This window comes from Flavobacterium sp. UBA5153 (genome assembly GCA_002413745.1).
Lineage (GTDB): Bacteria > Bacteroidota > Bacteroidia > Flavobacteriales > Flavobacteriaceae > Flavobacterium.
Window position 1 is genome coordinate 43,684 of the sequence record DHXP01000035.1, and the last position, 14,701, is coordinate 58,384.

Here is a 14,701-nt window from a genome sequence, read left to right on the forward strand (position 1 = left end):
GTTAATCTTTTGCAAATGTAATTAATTTGTTACTAAATAACTAATTATTATTGACGCAACGTTTTTATTAGTTTAATTTGTGGTTGTTTTAATCTAAAATTACAATTATGCTCTTTAAAATTATTGGAAACTAGTCAAATATACTAAATGCCATAATACATTTTACTGTTTCATCACACCTTCTTTATCACATAAGTCACGATTCCCCAAATGACCAATTCGTTTTCTTCGGTGATTTTTATGGGAGAATAATTGGAGTTTTCTGGCATAAGGTACAAGCAGTCTTTTTCTTTTTGAATGCGCTTCACGGTAAATTCGCCGTCGATAAAGCAAATGGCGATTTTGTTGTTTTGAGGTTCCAGGCTTCGATCCACCACGAGTACGTCTTTGTCGTTGATGCCGGCGTCAATCATCGAATTTCCTTTGACTTTGATGTAGAAAGTTGCCAAAGGATTCTCGCTTAATTCGGTATTCAAATCGATATTAGTTTCCATAAAATCAGCCGCAGGTGAGGGAAATCCCGCCGAAACGCCTTCTTTTATGAAAGGAATTCGGAGTTTACTTTCTAAATCAGGATGAAAAAAAGTTAGTTTTTGATCTTTATTTATATGCATCGTATTTCGAGAATATCTTTAAAATTAGTGGTGTATTTTGGCGATAGATGATTCTGGTTCATATCCCAGGTCAGGTTTAAGTTTTGCGTGGCCAATTTCACTTTTTTGTCGCCAATTTTGTTGTTTAGTTTATCCATAACTTGCATCAAAGCCAAATGTTTTGGGTTTTCTTCCTCAAACAATTGCAATTGTTTTTTGTTTTCGTCTATGAGTTCGGTGACAATAACGCCTGCTTTTTTGAACTTTAGGTTTTCATTTCCTTTGTGCAGTTTTTTCAACATATCGATTGCCGTGTTCGAAATAGTCAGGGTCGAATTCGTGGCAAAAGGCAGCGTAACCGCCATATTAAAATAATATTTCGAGGTTTGAATCGTATGTTTATCAATCACCAACATCACAATAATCGTATGACAACAGGATTTTTGTTTCCGTAATTTCTCCGCACAAACCGAAGCAAATGTTGCCACGCGTTCCCGTAACAAGTCAAAATCAGAAATTTGTTTGGGGAAACTTCTGGTGGTGGCGATACTTTTCTTTTGGTCGACAACGGGTTCTAAATCTAAAACTGATTTTCCCTCCAGTTCATATTTCAACCGCATTCCCACAACGCCCATTTCTTTCTTGATCCAAGCTTCGTATTGAGGTTGAACAAAATCGAAAGCCGTTTTGATATTTTTCAACTTCATTTTTTTATTCATTCGATAGCCAATGCCCCAAACATCTTCAATCTTGGTCCATTTCAGGGCTTTGATGCGTTTTTCTTCGGTGTCAATTACATAAACACCTTGCGTTCTGTCTTGGAATTTCTTGGCAATTTTGTTGGCAACTTTCGACAAAGCTTTGGTTTCGGCAAAGCCAATGCAAACCGGAATTCCGACCCATTTTTGCACACGGGTTTTCATTTGGATTCCATAATTATGATAATCTGAAATGGTCAAACCATCAAAATTCAGGAAGGCTTCGTCAATGCTGTAGATTTCCAGATTAGGTGTAAACTGACCCAAAATCGACATCACTCGATTGCTCAAATCCCCGTAAAGTGGATAATTGGAAGAAAATAATTTCACGTTTTTTTCTCGTACCAATTCCTTGATTTGAAATGCCGGAGCGCCCATTGGAACGCCAACAGCCTTGGCTTCGTTGCTTCTCGAAATTACGCAGCCGTCGTTGTTTGATAAAATCGCGACAGGTTTTCCGTTGAATTTCGGTTGAAAAACACGTTCGCAGGAGGCGTAAAAATTATTGCAATCGACTAATGCGTACATCGTGTAAAATTACAGAATAGCCGATCATTGTGGTGTGGATAAAAAGTTAATTTTGGGGATTGTTGATAAAAATTAATCGACTTTAATATTTCTTGATTTCTTGATGGATTTTGGAGAACGACTGCCGTGAAAAGCTCTCAAAACTTCTATTCTATGGGGCGTAATTCTATAAATGATGAGGTAGGAACCAAAAATTATATTCCGGTATATTTTAGATTTGGTCTCCAGATGACGACATTCTGGATGAAGTAAATAGTGAGATTCGAGATTACGAGTGACGAATACTATTTCATCGAAAAACGACAATGCCGCTTTTTCGCTGAAAGTTGCTTCTCCATATTCAAAAATATCTTGAATATCTTTATAATAATAAACGGATTTGACTACTTTTTTCTTTGTAATCTCCATTTATCAAATCTAATTTTGAACTCGTCTAATGTTAAAAATTCTCCTTCCTCAGCCTCTTTTATCAAAGAAGCCAGTTTCTTTTGAGACATTGGTTTGCCTGGAGTGGCAAGATTGTTAGAGTTTTCGTTTTTCGTTTTCATAATTGTAAAGTTATAAAAAGGCTACTACTTTGCTGTCAATACCTGATCTAATATCTTTTTAAGATGAGCCACTTCCTCTTTCAATGAGCTTATTTGACCTGTATAAAGACCTTTTTCATTCTCTGAAACGGAGTTGTTAATGACTAATCCATTTTGACCATTTTGATTGTTCATAACATTAAAAACCAGCTGCTCGTTAAAGCTCAAAATATCTTCCAGTTTCAATCCTAAAACAGTTGCGATTTTTTCTAGTTTAGAAAAAGAGACATCACTTGCTCCGCTCTCTATTTTGCTGTATGCACTTTGATTAAGACCCAATTCTTGAGCCATATATTCTTGGGTTAAATCCTTTAATTCCCGCAGTTTTTTTATTTTATGTCCTAGTATCATTTGTATCAAACTTATTTTCAAATGTATAAAAATATTTCAAATAAATTATTCTTTTAGTGAATATATTATAGTTGCAAGATTCAAGAGGATTCTTTTTTATGCATTAAATTTATTTAAGGAAATTTTAACAAACAAAAAGATATAAATACATTGTGTGTTTGAGTGACTTAAACAAAAATGGAGACCAGCAACCATATAAACGGAGCGGAACCGAAAAGCTTTATGAGTAGGAAAATAAATATCTTAATTATGAAAAAGTTTAAAATGTTATTTATGTTTATGCTTATGATTACTGCTACGATGTCATTCGGTCAGGCTATTAAGTCTGTTGCAGTTGGTGGTGGAATTTCCTATTTTAATAAAACTGAATCCTATCCAGCAGTAACTGGTTTCAACCTTAATGCTACAGTGAATCGCTTTTATGTAAGTTTTGCTAATGCACAATTAGGAACTGTTACTGGCGGCGGCGTCTATACTGGTAGATACGCTTATGATGATGTTATTACATTATTCTCTGCAGGCTACGTATTTCCATCAACAGACAAATTTTCAGTAACTCCTACTATTGGTACAGGTAAAGCTGCCGGGGTATCTAAAATTAATGTAGGTGCCGTTGCGACCTATAAATTAGGAAAGATAATTAATTTATTTGCAGGTGCTGGCACTTTTGAGCTATTTAAAGCTGGTGTATCAATACAATTTTACAATAAAAATAAGGGGTGACTCTAGCATAATATTAAGTTGTTAAATTATAATCCGGATCTGCCTAGGGTATTACAGTACCACAACTTTAGGGGAAGACGATTTACAGGTCTTTCAGATACTTTTACAATACATATAAAAGGTTTTACAGAAGCAAAAAAGCTTGAGATAGCAAACAAAGGGGAAGCATCAGAAGATTAAAATATTCATATTTAAAATAATCATTATGCAAAACAAACAAAATTATTCTAAGGAGAGATTTTGTTTGGGTAGAAAAATGACAATGTGGTGAAAATTAACACCATAAATATTTTTGAAATTACCGTCTTGATGGAATGAATTAAATGTGGAAACCAGAACCCACTTTAAAAAACGGAGCGGAACCGAAAAGCTTATGAATAGGGAAATTAATATTTTTTAAAATGAAAAAAAATGTAAGACAATTATTTTTATTAGTCATTTTAGTATTGGGTACTTTTTTGTCATGTTCCAAAGATGATGCTAATAACTCACCATCAGGTTCAAGTGCAACAGTTACTATTGGAAGCCAAATTTGGATGAAAAAAAATCTTGATGTAGATAAATACAGAAACGGAGACTTGATATCCCAAGTGCAAGATGCCCTAGCATGGGCAAACTTAACAACTGGAGCTTGGTGTTATTACAGTAATGATGTGGCTAGAGGTGCTATATATGGGAAACTCTATAATTGGTATGCTGTTAATGACTCAAGAGGATTAGTACCAACGGGATACCATATTCCTACAGATTCAGACTGGTCTACACTAATCATAACAAATTCAGGAGGTGTGGGTACTGCTGGAGGAATACTGAAGGAAGCTGGCACTACACATTGGGATATGCCTAACACAGATGCCACAAATAGTAGTGGTTTTACAGGTCTTCCAGGAGGGCAACGAGATTTTGGTGGTAATTTTAATAATGTGGGTGTAGGTAGTTTCTGGTGGAGTTCTACAGAAATCGATGCTAAAAATGCACTTACCATCTCACTCTATTATGGTGATGGTACTGTGCGTATTATGGGACCCAATAAAGTATATGGTTTTTCTGTACGATGTATTAAGGATTAAATAACGAAAATGGAGACCAGAAACCATATAAACGGGGCGATTCCTAAAAGCCATACGAGTAGGGAACAAATTAATACTTATAAAAATGAAAAAAACATTATTATTGATTCTGATTATTGGTACGTATCTAATTCTCAACTGTACTTCTGCTAGTGCTCAAGACAAGTGTAAATTTTATGTTGATAAAACAGATGAATTAACTGGGAAACAACACAAAGCAACCAATGTTCTAATTAAATCTATGGCTATGTTCTCAGCAGTTAGTGCTTGGGGTATTGATTTTGACAGAATGGGAGATGACTATTCTCTAATAAGTAGATTGGGCATTAATACAATTTCAAATGAAAATATTGAAGAAAGTGATTCGTTGATGTTAAAACTTGAAAATGGAAATGTGATTACATTATATTCTAAGAACCGAATTACACCAAAACCAATTATTAGTTCAGGTAAAACAGTTGCAACTAATTATGTTTCTACATATACTATTACGTATGAAGATTTCAAGCTACTATCTACTTTAAAAATAATCTATATAAGAATAAATGTTGGTCCATTATCTTTTGAAAACGAAATGAGCGAAAAAGCAATTCCGAAATTACAAAAAGCAGCAATTTGCATTTTACAATAGCTGAAAATCTGTTGTTAATTGCAACTATAAAAGAGTGAATATTTATGCCCTGCTGGCAAAGTCTCGACTTTGAGTTTATTAAAACCAATTCAAAATTAACGAAAAAAACTACAACTTCTTACCGTTGTAATTTTTATTTGTTGATCGTGTTGTTTGCTCATTATTGCGGGAACAAAGTCGGGAGATTTTGCCCAGCATCTAATGACTGAGTATAGTTTATTTCTTCTCAAAAAACCTTTCTATCACAACCGCAGTAAACATCCTTGCTCCCGCATCATTCAAATGTCCACAAGAAGAAAAATACTGGTCGCCTTGCACGACGTTTTCCAGATTGTGAATTTCGGGATAAATTTTATTTTAAGGCTATAACCTTAAAATAAATTTGTTTTTTCAGGTTATAACCTTATATTTGTTTTTTAATTTTAAGGCTATACCCTTATGAAAAACACTAAACAACAACTTTTAATGGAACAAACCGAACGAAAATTGGAGCCATTCCGTTCGCTTGAAGCCATTGTTATTCCTCCAAATGGATGGATACACACCATACGAAAATCATTAAAAATGTCTCTGCGACAATTGGGAATTAGATTGTCAATGGCTGCGCAAAGTGTCAAAGAGATGGAAGCACGGGAAGCTAACGGTTCCATTTCCATTAAATCACTTAATGAAGCTGCAAGAGTATTAGATATGAAATTGGTTTACGGTTTTGTTTCCAAGCACGAAAGTCTGGACAAAATGATTGAAAAAAGAGCGCAAGAAATCGCCAGAGAAATTGTGTTACGCACTAATAATTCAATGATATTAGAAGACCAACAAAACTCTGCAGATCGAATTAAAAAAGCCATTGAGCAAAAGACAGCCGAAATTAAAACGGAAATGCCAAAATATTTATGGGATTAGATTTAGTTTATAATAATGGACAAACTCCGTTAGACGAAGAGGAAAAAGAAGGATTGCAAATTACAACGATTTCTACTCGTGAAGAATTGGACGAGTTTGAGCAATACAACATTGAAAAAGCTATTCAATGGGTTTATTCCCGAAAATTGAGTAAAGAGCAACTACTGTCTGAAAAATTTATTAAAGAATTGCATAAAAAAATGTATGGTGATGTGTGGCGTTGGGCTGGAAAGTTTCGAAAATCAGAAAAAAACTTAGGAGTTGCGAGTTATAAAATTGCCACAGAACTCAAGATTTTAATGGACGACTGCTTGTTTTGGATAGAAAACAACACCTTTGAATCGGTTGAGATTGCGGTGCGTTTCAAACATAAATTGGTTAGTATTCATTGCTTCGCAAATGGTAATGGAAGACATTCCAGATTAATGGCGGACTTGATTATGGAAAAAGTTTTTGGAAAACCGATTTTTAGTTGGGGAGGAAATAGTTTGGTTAAACAAACTGATACGAGAAATTCCTATATCAAAGCAGTTAAATTGGCAGATAAGAATGAGTTGCAGCCACTAATGGAATTTGCTCAATCATAGGTTTATTTCTTCTCAAAAAACTTTTCTATGACAACCTTCGTGAATATCCGCGCGCCGGCATCATTCAAATGGCCGCAGGAAGAAAAGTACTGGTCGCCTTGCACTACATTTTCCAAATTGTGAATTTCGGGATAAATTTTGTTTGCTTTCTCAAAATAATCCAGTCCTTTCACATTGGTACACATTGGCGTCATTACGGCAATCAGATTGTAATTATTTTGCTTGCAAATTTGCTTGATTTCCTCGTAATATTTGTTGTGAATGGGTTTCAAAGCCCTTATATCATTCTTCATATTTACGGGTTTATGACCCAAAGGATGATATCCTAAATAATCCAAATTATTCGTGGGCGTGTGTATTGCCGTTTGGTACATTTCCCTGAAACCAATGAGGGCATCAAAATCGACATAACGGTAAAAAGGGACGTAATACAACGTATTAAAGTCTTCCTGACCAGAAAAATGTTCCCTGATTGTTTTTGAATGATGGATATAAGGCAGGAATTTTGCCGCAATTCCTTCGGATTCTTTCTCATTGCAAAGACCTAAATCGGCTTCTAAAATCACGGTTTTGATTTTATAATGTCGCTCCGCCATTAGCTTTAGCATCAGGGAAGCTTCGAATAAATGCGCGCCACTCATCCCGTAATTAAAGGTTTTCAGTCCTCTGTCTTCAAACATTTGGGATACAAAATGATTGTTGGCTCTCGAAGAACCCAAAATTACGACATCATAATTTCTGGCATTGGAATTAAAAACATATTCTACCTTTCCTCGATTGTGGGAATGCAAATACACGGTCGTATAAACCCAATCCAGCATTACTAGAAGGACTAGAATTATAACCAGAATTTTGGCGACAAATAATATAAATTTTTTCATTAAAATTGAAAATATATAAATTCTTTATAGTCAGAATAAGTGCCCAAGGCGATGATGGCCAAGAGACACAAAACCAGTTTTAGTCCGCTGTATTTTCCTGAAATGGGTTCTATTTTAGTTCTGCTGTTCCATTCCACCACAACAAAAGCAATAACCAACAGGATTAACTCGTTGCTGTAGCGTTCGTTTACCAAATATTGCGATGAAAAGGTTCGGTCAGTGAATATTCTTCCAATGTAATCGAAAGCAATGCTTATGGATTTTGCCCTAAAAAATATCCAAGCCACACACGTAATGGTGAAAGTTGCGATAATGCTAAAGAATACTTTTATGGAATCCGTATCCCAATGCAGCTCCGCCGTTTCCATATTATTCCGATTGGTTCCCAATAGCAATGACGGTAAAAAATACAGAGCGTTGATAAATCCCCAAGCCAGGAAAGTCCAATTGGCTCCGTGCCAAAAACCGCTCACGACAAATATGATAAATACATTGCGCACTTGTTTTAATTTGTTTCCTCGGCTTCCGCCAAGAGGGATGTACAAATAATCCCGAAACCAAGACGATAAGGAAATGTGCCAACGACGCCAAAACTCTGCGATATCTCTGGAGAAATAAGGATAATTGAAATTTCGTAGCAAGTCTAATCCGAAGAGTTTAGACATTCCTAAAGCCATATCCGAATAGCCCGAAAAATCGCCATAAATTTGGAATGCAAAATAAAAAGTGCCTAAAATCAGTGACAAGGAATTCATCGAGGTATAGTTGTCAAAAATGGCGTTGGCATAAGTCGCACAGGTATCGGCGATAACCACTTTTTTGACTAATCCCCAAATAATTTGGTACACACCTTCTTTTGCTTTTTCGAAATCAAAGGATCTTTTTAGTTTCACCTGAGGCAATAAGTGTGTCGCTCTTTCGATGGGACCGGCTACCAAAAGCGGAAAATAACTCACGAATAAGGCGTAATCGACAACGTTTTTTTCGGAGTTTATCCTTTTGTAATAAATGTCAATCACATACGACAAGCCGTGAAAAGTATAAAAGGAAATTCCAACAGGAAGAATCACGTTCAGCAAAAGCGGACTGGATTGTATTCCAATATTGTTTAAAGCTTCTGAAAAGGAAAAAGCGAAAAAGTTGTAGTATTTGAATATTGCCAAAAATCCCAGATTGAAAAAGATACTCAGCCAAAACCAAAATTTGCGTTCTCGATCCTGAGTGCTTTTTTCTATTTTGATCCCCGTGTAATAACATAAAAGGGTCGAGAAAAGCAATAAAAATAAAAATCGCCAATCCCAACAAGAATAAAAATAATAACTCACCACAACGAGAAATATGTTTTGTGTGTTTTTGGTTCTACTGAAAACAAACCAATACAGTAGAAATACTATTGGCAAAAAAACAGCAAATGGTAAAGAGTTAAAAAACATATTTTGGTTGTATAATCTGTTTTATAATGAAGACAAAAACCACCAAAATTGCTTTTGATGGTTTCGTGTAATTTATTTTTTATTTAGAATTATCCCAATAAATCCAATACCACAGAAGGAAACAATCCTAAAACGATATTCAAAAGAATCGCGACAACAGCCACGGCATAAAATACAAAAGGAGTTTTTGCGGCTTCTTCATTGGGCTCTTTGCCATACATAGCCAAGACTAATTTGAAATAATAACCCACACTTATAATCGAGTTGATAACCGCTGCGATTACGACCACCAAATAACCCGCTTGAATAGTTTGATTGAACAAAACCATTTTTGCAAAAAATCCGGCAAAAATTGGTATGCCAGCCATTGAAAGTAAAGCTCCCGTAAGAACGGCTGCCAATAATGGATTGGTTTTTCCTAATCCGTTGAAGTTAGTAATATCTTCATTATCCTTGTTTTTGCAAACGTATAAAATCACGGCGAAAGCAGCAATTCCTGCCAATGAATAAGCCGAAGCATAATACAATAAACTTCCAGCTGAAGTGCTAATACTCAACAAAGCCATCAACATAAAACCTGCATGTGAAATTCCAGAGAAAGCCAACATACGTTTCACATTGTTTTGTTTCAACGCCATTATATTTCCTACGGTCATTGAAGCAATCGAGATTACGATGATGATATTGATAAATGCATCCGAAAGATCAGCATTCATTGCAGTAAGCAATTTGTATAAAGTTGCCATTGCAACCACTTTTACCAAAGTACTCATTGTTGCGGTTGTCAAAGCTGGAGAACCTTCGTAAACATCAGGTGCCCAAAAATGGAAAGGTACTGCGGCAATTTTGAAAAGCATTCCGATAGTTACCAATGAAATTCCAATTGGAAACCAAGAAGGCAATTCGGCAGAACGTGACCATTCTGTAATTTCGGCAATGTCAAAAGTGCCCATTGCGCCATAAATCAAACAAATTCCGAACAAAATAATTCCCGAAGCAAAGGAACCCATCAAGAAATATTTCATTCCTGCTTCGTTACTTTTTATATTCGTTCTACTACTTGCGGCAAGAATGTAAAGGGAAATGGACAAAATTTCGATTCCCAAAAAGAACATTGCCAAGTTTCCAAAAGACACCATTGCAACCGCACCAGCCAACATAAATATTTTTATGGCAATAAAATCGGAAATTTTAGTTTGGTGATCTTCGTAAAAATCGTGACTCAAAGCGACCAAGAAAATAGTAAGAACAATAAACAATGCTGAAAATGAGGAAGAAAATTTGCTCACCACAATCATATTATTGTAATAACTTCCCGGAGAATTAAATTCCGAAAAGGTTAATCCAAGTACTGTCAATAATCCAATAATCGTTATGGGAACAATGGCTTTTCTAAAATTTAAAATTTCAAATAAAAGGCATAAAACACCTAATCCTGTTATAGCTATTAATGTATTCATTTTTTGATTTTTTGATTTAGGATTTACGAATTAGGATTTGTGAAACTGGATTATAATCTACAAAAATCCTAATTCTCAATTCCCAAACCCTAATTTTTTATATTATTTTTCTCTTTTATTGTTTTTATTCCTGATGAAAATATGGCTACTAATTCATCTGCTTCTTTTATTAATTTTTCAAGCTCAACTCTATTACATTCTATTTCTAACCCTTTTATAAATTCTAGCCAAAATAAACTTTCATCGGCTTCTTCATCTACAACTTTTAATTTATTCAAAAAATCAGCACTCGATTTACCTCTGCAAACTGCTCTGTAATTTGCAGCAACCGAAGATGAAGATTTAAAAAGTTGATAGCAAACTACATCAACCGCTTTGTTCTTATCTAATGACATTAAAAATTTAAAAACATTTAATGCAAATTGTTTGGTGCGGTTTTTAAGTTCCTCTTTAGTCATATTCAAAAATTTATAAATATTGTTCTTTACTCATCAAACAAAAATCCTAATTCTCAAATCCTTAATCCTAATTCTTTAATTAAATCTATTTACTTGAGTTAAAATATTTTCGAGACTTGGAGTAATCAAATCCATAATTGGTTTTGGATACAACCCAAAGAAGAATAAAACGGCAATGATAAGAACCAAAGACAATCCTTCGTTGAAAGTCACGTCTTTGAAAATTTTCACATTGGTTTCACCCAACATCACGTGTTGAAACATTTTCAACATATAGTAAGCTCCCAAGATTATGGTTGTTCCGCCAAGGATGGCAAACCAAATGTTTACTTGAGAAAGGCTGAATAAAACGGTAAATTCCCCCACAAAGTTGAATGTTGACGGCAAAGCCACAGAAGCCAAAACCAATAACATAAACATTGAAGTTAATTTTGGTGATTGAGAACGAATGCCTCCCATTTCTGAAATGGTTCTTGTTTCATATCTTCTGAAAATGATTTCGGCAACAAGAAACAAACCAACAACAACAAATCCGTGTGCTATCATTTGCAAAACGGCGCCTCGGAATCCGTCAAGTGTTAATGTATATGAACCTGCAGCAATCAACCCGACGTGTGCCAAGGAAGAATAAGCCAATAATTTTTTCAAATCTTTTTGTCTTAATGCCACGATGGAACCATAGATTACTCCGGCAATTCCGAGCCCAATAAAAACAAACATATATTCTTTTGCGGCAAGTGGCGCAATAGGCAATTGCCAACGAATAACGCTGTACAATCCCATTTTTAGCATAATTCCCGAAAGCAACATCGTTCCAACGGTTGGTGCTTTTTGGTACACTTTTGCCTGCCAAGTATGAAAAGGAATTAATGGAATTTTGATGGCGTAAGCCAGGAAGAAAGCCAAGAATATCCAAAATTGTTCTGTTGAACTTAAATTAGTTTTAACTAAATCGCTAATTAAAAAGCTTCCTGCTTTTTGATACAAATAAATAAAAGCAACCAGCATAAATAAAGAACCGGCAAGAGTGTAAATGAAAAATTTCACCACTGCTTTTTTGCGTTCTTCGGCATCACCATTACCCCAAATCAATGCGATGAAGTAAATAGGAATCAATGACAACTCCCAGAAAATGTAGTATAAAAGTCCATCAGAAGCCAGGAAAGTTCCCGCCATCGCAAAGGTCATAAACAAGATTAGTGCGTAAAAAGCTTTCGAGTTTTTATACGTGTTTCCAAAAGAAGAATAGATGATAATTGGAGTCAAAGCAGTTGTCAGCAAAAGCATCGCTAATGAAAGGCCGTCTGCGTGTAAAGCAAAATAGATTCTTGGTTTAGAAATCCAAGGTTTTATAAAGTCAATTTCGTTTCCTAAATTGTATTGGCTTAGCAAACAAATTGAACTGGCAAATGCAGTCAATCCAAAAAGCAATGCCACTTTTGGAGCCCATTTATCGCCCGAAAAATAAGTAGCCAATGCGCCAACCAGAAGTATAATTAATATAGTAGTTACATCCATTATTTAAAAATTATTTTGATAGTAGAAATAGGTTAATATGGCGCAAACTCCTATAACAAAAGCGAAAAGATAGAGACCAATACTTCCGTTGTGTAATTTTTTTCCTTGGAAAGCCAATTCGTTGGTCACTTTTCCTAATCCAAAAACCATTGCCGATAAAGTCGTTTCAACAGAATCCCTAAAGAAACTGGACAAGAAATTTACAGGTTTTACAAAAATTGCATCGTAAGCTTCGTCAACATAATATTTGTTGTATAAAACTTTGGTTAAACCAGTGATTTCTGAATCTTCGCTCGGAATTAAACTGTTTTTGATATATTTCATACGAGCATATACTATTCCAGCTATAGCACCAATCGTGGCTATTGCCATCAAGGTATATTCGGTAGTTCCCAATGAATGTTCTTCGTGAGCAACTTTTGAAAATAGTGGCGATAAATAGTCGTTTAACCAGCTATTTCCTGGTAAACTGATAATTCCACCAAAGAAAGATAAAATCGCCAAAATGATTAAAGGGAAAGTAATTAAACTTGGACTTTCGTGTAAATGGTGCTCTTGTGCTGACGTTCCTCTAAAGGTTTTGAAAAATGTCAAGTACATTAATCTAAACATATAAAAAGCCGTCATTATTGATGCTACCGAACCAATTACCCATAATGTCGGGTTTTGGTGAAAAGCAGTCATCAAAATTTCGTCTTTTGACCAAAATCCTGCCAACGGGAAAATTCCAGAAATGGCCAATGAGGCAATCAGCATCGTTATAAAAGTGATGGGCATTGCTTTTTTCAAGCCGCCCATTTTTCGCATGTCTTGTTCGCCATTCAAACCGTGAATTACAGATCCTGAACCCAAGAACAAACAAGCTTTGAAGAAAGCGTGCGTGATTACGTGAAAAACGGCTACTTGATAAGCTCCCAAACCTAAAGCTAGGAACATTAATCCCAATTGGGAAACCGTAGAATAAGCCAATACTTTTTTGATGTCTGTTTGTGTCAATGCGATTGTTGCGGCAACTAAAGAAGTTACAGCTCCAATAACGGCAATGATATTCTGGACACTTGGAGCGATATCAAACAAGAAATTCAATCGTGTAATCATAAAAATTCCTGCTGTAACCATCGTCGCTGCGTGGATTAATGCCGAAACTGGCGTTGGTCCAGCCATCGCATCAGGCAACCAAGTATACAAAGGAATTTGTGCCGATTTTCCAGATGCTCCAATGAACAAGGCTAAAGCAGCGGCAGCAACCCAAAAATCATTGGTGTCACTTGCAGAAGCAATTATAGTTTTTAAACTTGTAAAATCTAATGTATTGAACATTGAACCAATAATGAAGATTCCGATAAGAAAACCTAAATCACCAATTCTGTTCATAATGAAGGCTTTTTTGGCGGCATCATTAAAATCTTGGTTTTTGTACCAAAACCCAATCAATAAATAGGAGCAAAGTCCAACACCTTCCCAACCAATGAACATTACCAGTAAATTGCTTCCGATTACCAAGGTAATCATAAAGAATATGAACAGATTCAAATAAGCAAAAAAGGAATGCATTTTCTCGTCATCGTGCATATAACTGATGGAGTACAAATGTATCAACGCTCCAATTCCCGTTACAAACAACAACCAAATCAGTGATAATTGGTCTAAAAGAAAGCCGAAACTGATTTTGAATTTTTGTATCGAAATCCATTCGAACAAATTGATTTCAATGGCTTGTTTTGTTTGGTTTATTTGCAGGAAAAAATAAATTGTAACCGCAAACGAAACCACCACGGAAAGTGTTCCCACAATTCCCACAATGCTTTTACCCGCTTTTTTGCCCAGGAAAACATTAAACAAAAATCCTAAAAAAGGAGAAAGTAATAAGACTAAAATTAAATTTGTATCCATTGAAAATTATCCTTTTAAATTTTTTAAATTCCCTACGTCAATCGTACCCAAATTCCTGAATACTGAAACCAAAATTGCCAATCCAACGGCAACTTCTGCCGCAGCAACAGCCATGGAGAAAAACACAAAAACTTGCCCTTGCGCATCTTGATGATAAGTCGAAAACGCGACAAACAAAAGATTGACGGCATTCAACATTATTTCGATTGACATAAATACGATGATGGCATTTCGTCTGTACAGCACTCCGAAAACCCCAATACAAAAAAGTATTACGCTCAGGAATATATAGTTTTCGATACCAATTTGATTTAAAATATTATCCAT

Annotated in this window: 17 protein-coding genes; 5 read left to right on the forward strand and 12 right to left on the reverse strand. The window is 35.3% G+C overall.

Annotation, left to right across the window (positions count from 1 at the left end):
* Positions 1 to 173 precede the first annotated feature (173 nt).
* The 5 genes from B2145_RS07505 to B2145_RS07525 all read right to left on the reverse strand — a co-directional run bounded on the left by B2145_RS07505 (position 174) and on the right by B2145_RS07525 (position 2,817).
* A complete protein-coding gene (locus B2145_RS07505; protein WP_291100419.1) occupies positions 174 to 614 on the reverse strand; it encodes a LexA family protein in 441 nt (146 codons plus the stop codon).
* Positions 605 to 1,879 (reverse strand): Y-family DNA polymerase, encoded by a 1,275-nt coding sequence (locus tag B2145_RS07510; RefSeq protein WP_291100422.1) that lies wholly within the window; start codon positions 1,877 to 1,879, stop codon positions 605 to 607. The genes B2145_RS07505 and B2145_RS07510 overlap by 10 nt, the downstream gene beginning before the upstream one ends.
* A gap of 72 nt (positions 1,880 to 1,951) precedes the next feature.
* Positions 1,952 to 2,287, reverse strand: a complete 336-nt coding sequence (locus B2145_RS07515; protein WP_291100425.1) for a type II toxin-antitoxin system RelE/ParE family toxin — start codon at positions 2,285 to 2,287, stop codon at positions 1,952 to 1,954.
* On the reverse strand, positions 2,263 to 2,427 hold the full coding sequence (locus B2145_RS07520) for a hypothetical protein (protein WP_165783980.1): 165 nt from the start codon (positions 2,425 to 2,427) through the stop codon (positions 2,263 to 2,265). Before B2145_RS07520 ends, B2145_RS07515 begins: the two co-directional genes overlap by 25 nt.
* Positions 2,428 to 2,451: 24 nt before the next feature.
* Positions 2,452 to 2,817, reverse strand: a complete 366-nt coding sequence (locus B2145_RS07525; RefSeq protein ID WP_349677723.1) for a helix-turn-helix transcriptional regulator — start codon at positions 2,815 to 2,817, stop codon at positions 2,452 to 2,454.
* A 249-nt stretch (positions 2,818 to 3,066) separates the two neighbouring features.
* On the opposite strand from B2145_RS07525, the gene B2145_RS07530 reads away from it, so the two are divergent.
* From B2145_RS07530 to B2145_RS07550, 5 genes are all read left to right on the forward strand, one after another.
* The gene (locus B2145_RS07530) at positions 3,067 to 3,540 is read left to right on the forward strand and encodes a hypothetical protein (RefSeq protein ID WP_291100435.1); all 474 of its coding nucleotides are present in this window, start codon (positions 3,067 to 3,069) and stop codon (positions 3,538 to 3,540) included.
* Positions 3,541 to 3,941: 401 nt separating this feature from the next.
* Positions 3,942 to 4,610 (forward strand): fibrobacter succinogenes major paralogous domain-containing protein, encoded by a 669-nt coding sequence (locus tag B2145_RS07535; RefSeq protein WP_291100437.1) that lies wholly within the window; start codon positions 3,942 to 3,944, stop codon positions 4,608 to 4,610.
* Between the two features lie 85 nt (positions 4,611 to 4,695).
* Positions 4,696 to 5,241, forward strand: coding sequence for a hypothetical protein (locus tag B2145_RS07540; protein WP_291100439.1), 546 nt, complete (start codon positions 4,696 to 4,698; stop codon positions 5,239 to 5,241).
* A gap of 465 nt (positions 5,242 to 5,706) precedes the next feature.
* Positions 5,707 to 6,144 (forward strand): mobile mystery protein A, encoded by a 438-nt coding sequence (locus B2145_RS07545; protein ID WP_291100442.1) that lies wholly within the window; start codon positions 5,707 to 5,709, stop codon positions 6,142 to 6,144.
* Positions 6,135 to 6,731, forward strand: a complete 597-nt coding sequence (locus B2145_RS07550; protein ID WP_291100445.1) for a mobile mystery protein B — start codon at positions 6,135 to 6,137, stop codon at positions 6,729 to 6,731. The genes B2145_RS07545 and B2145_RS07550 overlap by 10 nt, the downstream gene beginning before the upstream one ends.
* Before the next feature lie 2 nt (positions 6,732 to 6,733).
* Here the strand turns inward: B2145_RS07550 and B2145_RS07555 are convergent, their stop codons facing one another.
* From B2145_RS07555 to nuoK, 7 genes are all read right to left on the reverse strand, one after another.
* Entirely contained in the window at positions 6,734 to 7,612 is an 879-nt protein-coding gene (locus B2145_RS07555; RefSeq protein ID WP_291100448.1) for a hypothetical protein, read from the reverse strand.
* A complete protein-coding gene (locus B2145_RS07560) occupies positions 7,612 to 9,045 on the reverse strand; it encodes an MBOAT family O-acyltransferase (RefSeq protein ID WP_291100449.1) in 1,434 nt (477 codons plus the stop codon). Before B2145_RS07560 ends, B2145_RS07555 begins: the two co-directional genes overlap by 1 nt.
* 89 nt (positions 9,046 to 9,134) lie before the next feature.
* Positions 9,135 to 10,505: an NADH-quinone oxidoreductase subunit N gene (locus B2145_RS07565; protein ID WP_291100451.1), complete on the reverse strand. Its 1,371-nt coding sequence runs from the start codon at positions 10,503 to 10,505 to the stop codon at positions 9,135 to 9,137.
* Between the two features lie 89 nt (positions 10,506 to 10,594).
* The gene (locus B2145_RS07570) at positions 10,595 to 10,963 is read right to left on the reverse strand and encodes a four helix bundle protein (protein WP_291100453.1); all 369 of its coding nucleotides are present in this window, start codon (positions 10,961 to 10,963) and stop codon (positions 10,595 to 10,597) included.
* A 75-nt stretch (positions 10,964 to 11,038) separates the two neighbouring features.
* A complete protein-coding gene (locus B2145_RS07575; protein ID WP_291100457.1) occupies positions 11,039 to 12,481 on the reverse strand; it encodes a complex I subunit 4 family protein in 1,443 nt (480 codons plus the stop codon).
* A 3-nt stretch (positions 12,482 to 12,484) separates the two neighbouring features.
* Positions 12,485 to 14,374 (reverse strand): NADH-quinone oxidoreductase subunit L, encoded by a 1,890-nt coding sequence (nuoL, locus tag B2145_RS07580; RefSeq protein ID WP_291100459.1) that lies wholly within the window; start codon positions 14,372 to 14,374, stop codon positions 12,485 to 12,487.
* 6 nt (positions 14,375 to 14,380) lie between these two features.
* Positions 14,381 to 14,701 (reverse strand): NADH-quinone oxidoreductase subunit NuoK, encoded by a 321-nt coding sequence (nuoK, locus tag B2145_RS07585; protein ID WP_291100462.1) that lies wholly within the window; start codon positions 14,699 to 14,701, stop codon positions 14,381 to 14,383.

Excerpts from the sequence above, each read along its gene's own strand:
- B2145_RS07505 (WP_291100419.1), bottom strand. The coding sequence starts at position 614 with ATGCATATAAATAAAGATCAAAAACTAACTTTTTTTCATCCTGATTTA.
- B2145_RS07510 (WP_291100422.1), bottom strand. The coding sequence starts at position 1,879 with ATGTACGCATTAGTCGATTGCAATAATTTTTACGCCTCCTGCGAACGT.
- B2145_RS07515 (WP_291100425.1), bottom strand. The coding sequence starts at position 2,287 with ATGGAGATTACAAAGAAAAAAGTAGTCAAATCCGTTTATTATTATAAA.
- B2145_RS07520 (WP_165783980.1), bottom strand. The coding sequence starts at position 2,427 with ATGAAAACGAAAAACGAAAACTCTAACAATCTTGCCACTCCAGGCAAA.
- B2145_RS07525 (WP_349677723.1), bottom strand. The coding sequence starts at position 2,817 with ATGATACTAGGACATAAAATAAAAAAACTGCGGGAATTAAAGGATTTA.
- B2145_RS07530 (WP_291100435.1), top strand. The coding sequence starts at position 3,067 with ATGAAAAAGTTTAAAATGTTATTTATGTTTATGCTTATGATTACTGCT.
- B2145_RS07535 (WP_291100437.1), top strand. The coding sequence starts at position 3,942 with ATGAAAAAAAATGTAAGACAATTATTTTTATTAGTCATTTTAGTATTG.
- B2145_RS07540 (WP_291100439.1), top strand. The coding sequence starts at position 4,696 with ATGAAAAAAACATTATTATTGATTCTGATTATTGGTACGTATCTAATT.
- B2145_RS07545 (WP_291100442.1), top strand. The coding sequence starts at position 5,707 with ATGGAACAAACCGAACGAAAATTGGAGCCATTCCGTTCGCTTGAAGCC.
- B2145_RS07550 (WP_291100445.1), top strand. The coding sequence starts at position 6,135 with ATGGGATTAGATTTAGTTTATAATAATGGACAAACTCCGTTAGACGAA.
- B2145_RS07555 (WP_291100448.1), bottom strand. The coding sequence starts at position 7,612 with ATGAAAAAATTTATATTATTTGTCGCCAAAATTCTGGTTATAATTCTA.
- B2145_RS07560 (WP_291100449.1), bottom strand. The coding sequence starts at position 9,045 with ATGTTTTTTAACTCTTTACCATTTGCTGTTTTTTTGCCAATAGTATTT.
- B2145_RS07565 (WP_291100451.1), bottom strand. The coding sequence starts at position 10,505 with ATGAATACATTAATAGCTATAACAGGATTAGGTGTTTTATGCCTTTTA.
- B2145_RS07570 (WP_291100453.1), bottom strand. The coding sequence starts at position 10,963 with ATGACTAAAGAGGAACTTAAAAACCGCACCAAACAATTTGCATTAAAT.
- B2145_RS07575 (WP_291100457.1), bottom strand. The coding sequence starts at position 12,481 with ATGGATGTAACTACTATATTAATTATACTTCTGGTTGGCGCATTGGCT.
- nuoL (WP_291100459.1), bottom strand. The coding sequence starts at position 14,374 with ATGGATACAAATTTAATTTTAGTCTTATTACTTTCTCCTTTTTTAGGA.
- nuoK (WP_291100462.1), bottom strand. The coding sequence starts at position 14,701 with ATGGATAATATTTTAAATCAAATTGGTATCGAAAACTATATATTCCTG.